Annotated in this window: 1 protein-coding gene; it reads right to left on the reverse strand. The window is 35.2% G+C overall.

Annotated elements, in window-relative coordinates; translation table 11 throughout:
• The coding region (locus KH893_RS12390) for a hypothetical protein (RefSeq protein ID WP_281166350.1) at positions 1-383 on the reverse strand (383 nt) is incomplete at its 3' end.
• Positions 384-432: the final 49 nt, after the last annotated feature.

The following is a 432-nucleotide window of genomic DNA, read 5'->3' on the forward strand; positions in this document are numbered from 1 at the left end:
GAACCAACCTGATCTCCACTGGTAGTTTTAAAACTGGCATAGGTATTTTGACTGTGCTTAAACAAATTGCTTTGCTTTAAATTGAACTGTTTAAAAGGGAAACTGCTTTTATTGAAGACGACTGATTTGACGACAATATTAGCTTTTTTTCCCTGGGTGTTGGTCCGAAAGATTGAAATATGTTCCTTGTTATCCAACTGCTTAAAGAAAGTTAACTCGGAACTGGCCGATTTGTTTGTATTGGTAATATAAAACTGAAAGGAATGATCCGTCTTTCCTAAGTTTTTAACGCGGATATTATCTTTGGTTTCATAGACATTAATCACCAGAAAACTGGCAAAAATCAACGCAATCAGTAAACATGCCGATGTGACTCTCTTCATAGCAATCCATCCTCCTGATTTAAATTTTCACTATTTATGATTACTGTAC

This window comes from Liquorilactobacillus sicerae (assembly GCF_029916425.1).
Taxonomy (GTDB): domain Bacteria; phylum Bacillota; class Bacilli; order Lactobacillales; family Lactobacillaceae; genus Liquorilactobacillus; species Liquorilactobacillus sicerae.